The 4,980-nt window shown below is 71.1% G+C and carries 5 protein-coding genes; 2 read left to right on the top strand and 3 right to left on the bottom strand.

What is annotated here, in order from left to right; genetic code table 11:
- The 3 genes from FOY91_RS20645 to FOY91_RS20635 all read right to left on the bottom strand — a co-directional run.
- Nucleotides 1-221: curli assembly protein CsgF (locus FOY91_RS20645; protein ID WP_238995824.1), on the bottom strand; the 221-nt coding region annotated here is incomplete at its 3' end.
- Nucleotides 222-540: 319 nt separating this feature from the next.
- Nucleotides 541-2,043 (bottom strand): helicase HerA domain-containing protein, encoded by a 1,503-nt coding sequence (locus tag FOY91_RS20640; RefSeq protein ID WP_145155867.1) that lies wholly within the window; start codon nt 2,041-2,043, stop codon nt 541-543.
- Nucleotides 2,040-2,648, bottom strand: a complete 609-nt coding sequence (locus FOY91_RS20635) for a peptidylprolyl isomerase (RefSeq protein WP_238995823.1) — start codon at nt 2,646-2,648, stop codon at nt 2,040-2,042. The genes FOY91_RS20640 and FOY91_RS20635 overlap by 4 nt, the downstream gene beginning before the upstream one ends.
- A 186-nt stretch (nt 2,649-2,834) precedes the next feature.
- On the opposite strand from FOY91_RS20635, the gene ada reads away from it, so the two are divergent.
- Together ada and alkB are read left to right on the top strand one after the other, a co-directional pair.
- A complete protein-coding gene (gene ada / locus FOY91_RS20630; protein ID WP_338062110.1) occupies nt 2,835-3,941 on the top strand; it encodes a bifunctional DNA-binding transcriptional regulator/O6-methylguanine-DNA methyltransferase Ada in 1,107 nt (368 codons plus the stop codon).
- Nucleotides 3,941-4,609 carry a DNA oxidative demethylase AlkB gene (gene alkB / locus FOY91_RS20625; protein ID WP_145155871.1) on the top strand — a complete coding sequence of 223 codons (669 nt, stop codon included), beginning with the start codon at nt 3,941-3,943 and terminating at the stop codon, nt 4,607-4,609. Before ada ends, alkB begins: the two co-directional genes overlap by 1 nt.
- The last annotated feature ends 371 nt before the right edge of the window (nt 4,610-4,980 follow it).

Below are 4,980 nucleotides of genomic sequence, written 5' to 3'. Positions count from 1 at the left end.
GCCGTCGAGGCGGGATCCTTATAGTCGTTCTGCGCATTGGCGATGCCCAGCAGATGCGACGAATTGAACGGATTGCCACCGAACGACGGATTGACCGGCTGATACACGATCTCCGCCAGCGCGGGCGAGGTGATGGCGGCACATGCCACCATGATCGCGACAAAGCCGAACGGCTTCAGTGACGCACGCAACGAACAGGCGCGCGAATAAGCAAACAACACGGGCGTTCTCCCCCGAAACCGGAATAGATTTCCGGCCCGCTATCGGCTCGTCTTCGGAACTTTTCCGGATCTGCACCGATGTAGGAGCCGTATATTTTCTATTTGCCCAAGTCGCAATCGGGCTGACCTCCGTTCATCTTGACGAAAGGCAAGACTTGAATCCACAACGGAGGTTAATCAGCAAGAAGATAGCGAAGGATATACGGATGACTGTTTGAGGTCGCACGCCGATCACCGCCGCTTCGGATGGATTTGCAGTGACTGTTACGATCTGGCACGGATAAGCGTTGCGCTTACCTTGGACGTGCCGGGTCTGCCCCTACAGCAGCGAGGCGGTTTCCGTAGCGGCAGCGGCGCGTGGCTCGCCAGCGGCAGTCGTCCAGCCGAGTCGGGGGATGCTCACCGCGCGGCGGCCGCGCAGGTCGGTGCGTGGCACGATCAACTGGCGCGCCTCCATATAGCCGAGCAACCGCCGCGTGCGCCCGGTGGAGTGGGTGCCGTAGACGCGCGCCACCTCCTCGTCGCTCGGGCAGGGCAGGCCGCCCCGCGCGGCGCGCGCGATCAGCAGGAACACGCCGAGCAGATCCTCGGGCAGTTCGTCGGCGATGGCGAGGGCGGCGGCCCAGCCCTCGTCGTCGCTGCCCTCCTCGAACACGCCGGCGCGCGCCATCGACAGGCGGCGCTTGAAGGCGGCAAGGTCGAGCGGCGCCTCGGGCAGGCCGCGCATCCGGCAGCGCACGCCGAAATCCTGGAACAGCACGGCGGGCGCGCGATAGGCCGCCTCGGCATCGGCCACGATATCGCGCAGCACCGCCACCGTCTTGGCCTCGCGCTCGTCCGCCTCGATCAGCGGGAACACCGGCTCGGGCGACGGCTCATCGAACACCGGGCGGTTGATCCGCAGGATCAGCTCGTCCGCGGGCACCGGCGGCGGGGGCGGCGGCGCGGCGTCCACCGGCACGGTCGCGCCGATATCCTCGAACAGCAGCGCCTGCGCCTCGGCCCCGCCCGCGCCCGGCATCGCCATCAGCTTCGGGCTGGTGCTGCGCGCGCCCGTCTCCACCGCGCCGATGCGGATCGCCAGCGGCCGGCGCGACAGCGCGGGGCCGAGCGCGAGGAAATGGCCGCGCTCCAGATCGCGGATCTGCTCGGCCTGCCGCCGGTCCATGCCCAGCAGGTCGGCCGCGCGCGCCATGTCGATATCGAGGAAGGTGCGGCCCATCAGGAAGTTCGACGCCTCGGCCGCCACGTTCTTGGCGAGTTTCGCCAGCCGCTGGGTAGCGATCACCCCGGCCAGCCCGCGCTTGCGCCCGCGGCACATCAGGTTGGTCATCGCCGCGAGCGAGGCCTTGCGCGCCTCCTCGGAGACTTCGCCGGCCACGGCGGGGGCGAACAGCTGCGCCTCGTCCACCACCACCAGCGCCGGATACCATTGATCGCGCGGGGCATCGAACAGCGCGGCGAGGAAGGTGGCGGCGCACTTCATCTGCGCGTCGATGTCCAGCCCTTCCAGGTTCAGCACCACCGACACGCGGTGCGCGCGGATGCGGGCGGCGATGCGCGCGATCTCGCCCTCGCTGTAATCCGCCGCCTCCACCGCGACATGGCCGAAGCGATCGGCCAGCGTCACGAAATCGCCCTCGGGATCGATCACGATCTGCTGCACCCACGGCGCGCTGCCCTCCAGCAGCCGGCGCAGCAGATGCGACTTGCCCGAGCCGGAATTGCCCTGCACCAGCAGCCGGGTGGCGAGCAGCTCCTCCAGATCCACCAGCGCCGGCTTGCCCGCCGGGCCGAGGCCCATGTCCACGGAAACGGTCATTTCACCCGCCGCGCGCTGACGATGCGGACGGGTTCGCGCAGCGACTGGCCGATCGTCTCGCGCGAATAGCCGCCGGGCCATGTCGGCGCGCCCAAGATGCGGCGGACCAGCGGCATCCCCGCCACGACCTTGCCGAACGCGGCATAGCCCCGGCTGCCGGGCCGCTCGTCAAGATAGGGCGCGGGGCCGACCACGATGAAGAAATCGCCCATCGCCGTACCGTAGCTGGCGCGCGCCATCGAGACGGTGCCGTCGACATGGTGCAGCCCGGTGCGGCCGGTCGGCTCGTGCGCGATCGGCGGATAGGCGCGAATCGCCTTGGTGTTGATGCCGCCCTGCACCAGCCCGGTCTTCGGATCGCGCTTGGCGCGGGCGGCGCGGTAGAAGGTGGTGCCGTCGAACCTGCCGTTATCGACGTAGCGAAGGAAATTGGTCGTGGTGAGCGGCGCGGCGCGGGTGGCAAGCTCGATCACGATCGGCCCGGCGCTCGTCTCCAGCCGCACGCGCTGCGCGGCGGGGGGTGCGGTCGGCGCGGGCGCGCCGGCCAGCAGCGCAGCCGCCAGCAGGCCGCCGATGCGACCACCCCAACCCAAACCGAAACGCACCGGAACGCCTGCTCCACGGATCACCGTCATGCCGGCGGCTCTGCCACCGATCGCGAACGGGGGTCAACGCCCGTGCAGCGGTTGCGCGCCGCCCGTCGGCGCCTATCTTCGATTCGAGCGCAAGGAACGACACGCCCCCGCCGCCCGGCCGTGCGAACGACCGGACGGGACGACGGGACAGCGAGGATGGCGATGCAGACGGTTCGGACGATATCGCCGGGGCGCACGGACGGCACGGCGGCGGACCCGCGCTGGCCGCGGATCGTGGCGCGCGATCCGCACGCGGACGGCGCCTTCTGGTATTCGGTGGCGACGCCCGGCATCTATTGCCGCCCCGCCTGCCCCTCGCGCGCCGCCAACCCGGCCAACGTGACGATCCACGACACGCTGGCCGATGCCCGCGCCACCGGCGCCCGGCCCTGCCTGCGCTGCCGGCCGGACGAGGCACCCGATGCCGTGGCGGTCGCGATGGTGGCACGGGCTTGCCGGGCGATCGAGATGGCAGAGGAAGCACCCGATCTCGCCACGCTGGCCGCCGCCGCCGGCCTCAGCCCTGCGTATTTCCACCGCCAGTTCAAGACGCATACCGGCCTGACGCCCCGGGGCTATGCCGCCGCGCATCGCGCCGGCCGTGTCCGCGCCGCGCTGGCGGCCGGGGCGACGGTGACGCAGGCGATCCACGCCGCCGGCTTCGGATCGAGCGGGCGTTTCCATGCGGTGGCGGGCGATCTGCTCGGCATGGCGCCAGCGCGCTACCGCCGGGGTGGCGTGGCCGAGACGCTGCGCTTCGCGGTGGGCGACTGCTCGCTCGGCGCGATCCTCGTCGCGTCGAGCGAGCGCGGGGTCGCCGCGATCCTGCTCGGCGACGATCCGGCCAGCCTCGTGCGCGAGTTGCAGGACCGCTTCCCCGCCGCCACGCTGGTCGGGGGCGATGCGGATTACGAAACCTTGGTGGCGCAGGTGATCGGCTTCGTCGAGGCGCCGGCGACGGGGCTTGGCCTGCCGCTCGACATCCGCGGCACCGCCTTCCAGCAGCGCGTCTGGCAGGCGCTGCGCGCGATCCCGGCGGGGCAGACCGCCAGTTATGCGGTGATCGCACAGGCCATCGGCGCCCCGCAGGCGGTACGGGCGGTGGCAGGCGCGTGCGCGGCCAACGCCCATGCCGTCGCGATCCCGTGCCACCGCGTCGTGCGGACAGACGGTGCGCTTTCGGGCTATCGCTGGGGAGTGGAGCGCAAACGCCGGCTGATCGCGCGCGAGGGCGCCCGGCCCGACGAGCCGCCGCGCCGGTGATGGATCTGTTCCCCGACAGCCGCGCGCACCTGCTGCTCGATCCCGGCGCGGTGCTGCTCGGCGGGTTCGCGCTGGGCGAGGCGGGCGCGTTGGTGCGCGCGATCGATGCCATCGCCGCCGCCGCCCCTTTTCGCCGGATGGAGACGCCGGGCGGGCGCACGATGTCCGTCGCGATGACCAACGCCGGGGATGCCGGGTGGACGACCAGTCGGCGCGGCTATCGCTATTCCCCCGTCGATCCGGTCACGGGCCACGCATGGCCGGCGATGCCCGATGTGTTCCTGGCTCTCGCCACGCGGGCGGCCGCGGCGGCGGGGTTCGCCGGATTTTTGCCCGATGCCTGCCTCGTCAACCGCTACGAAGCGGGCGCGCGGATGGCGCTGCATCAGGATCGCGACGAGGCGGGCGTGGACGACCCCGCCGAAACCAATCCACGGAATGCCGCCCCGATCGTGTCGGTTTCGCTCGGCCTGCCGGCGCGCTTCCTGTGGGGCGGGGCCGCCCGCACCGATCGCGCGCGCCGCGTGCCGCTGCTGCATGGCGACGTGGTGGTGTGGGGCGGGCCGGCGCGGCTGACCTTCCACGGCATCGATACCCTCGCGGCGGGCGAGCACCCCGAAACGGGGGCGGTGCGGTACAATCTCACGTTCCGCCGGGCGCTGGGGTGAGAGGGCGGCAATCTCGATTCGGGCCGAAGCGATATTCCACAGCAAGGCTCACGATATCGTCACCCCGGACCCGTTCCGGGGTCCACATGCGGGAGCCGGCGCGGCTGAAGTTCTGACAGGGCGATCGTCGAAGCGTGGATCCCGGAACGAGCCCGGGGTGACGTCCTCGCGGGATATCGCTCGTCTTCCGCCTCCCGTCTCCGTCCGGCGAAACGGGATCATGTCCCGCGTCGCGAGAATCCGTCCGGGCGAACGCAACGTACGGATCGAGCGCACTACACCGACCTCCGCTACGCGACGGAGCCGGCGTCACCTCCCGCTTGCCCCCTCACCCCGCCGGCGCCGTCGCGTAGCGGAGGTCGGTGTAGTGC

It is taken from the genome of Alterirhizorhabdus solaris, assembly GCF_007785815.1.
Classification (GTDB): domain Bacteria; phylum Pseudomonadota; class Alphaproteobacteria; order Sphingomonadales; family Sphingomonadaceae; genus Alterirhizorhabdus; species Alterirhizorhabdus solaris.
This window is presented reverse-complemented; position numbering and strand designations above follow the sequence as displayed.

What these genes read in the sequence shown, in the direction of transcription:
- FOY91_RS20640 (WP_145155867.1), bottom strand. Translation starts at nt 2,043, where the DNA reads ATGACCGTTTCCGTGGACATGGGCCTCGGCCCGGCGGGCAAGCCGGCG.
- ada (WP_338062110.1), top strand. Translation starts at nt 2,835, where the DNA reads ATGGCGATGCAGACGGTTCGGACGATATCGCCGGGGCGCACGGACGGC.
- alkB (WP_145155871.1), top strand. Translation starts at nt 3,941, where the DNA reads ATGGATCTGTTCCCCGACAGCCGCGCGCACCTGCTGCTCGATCCCGGC.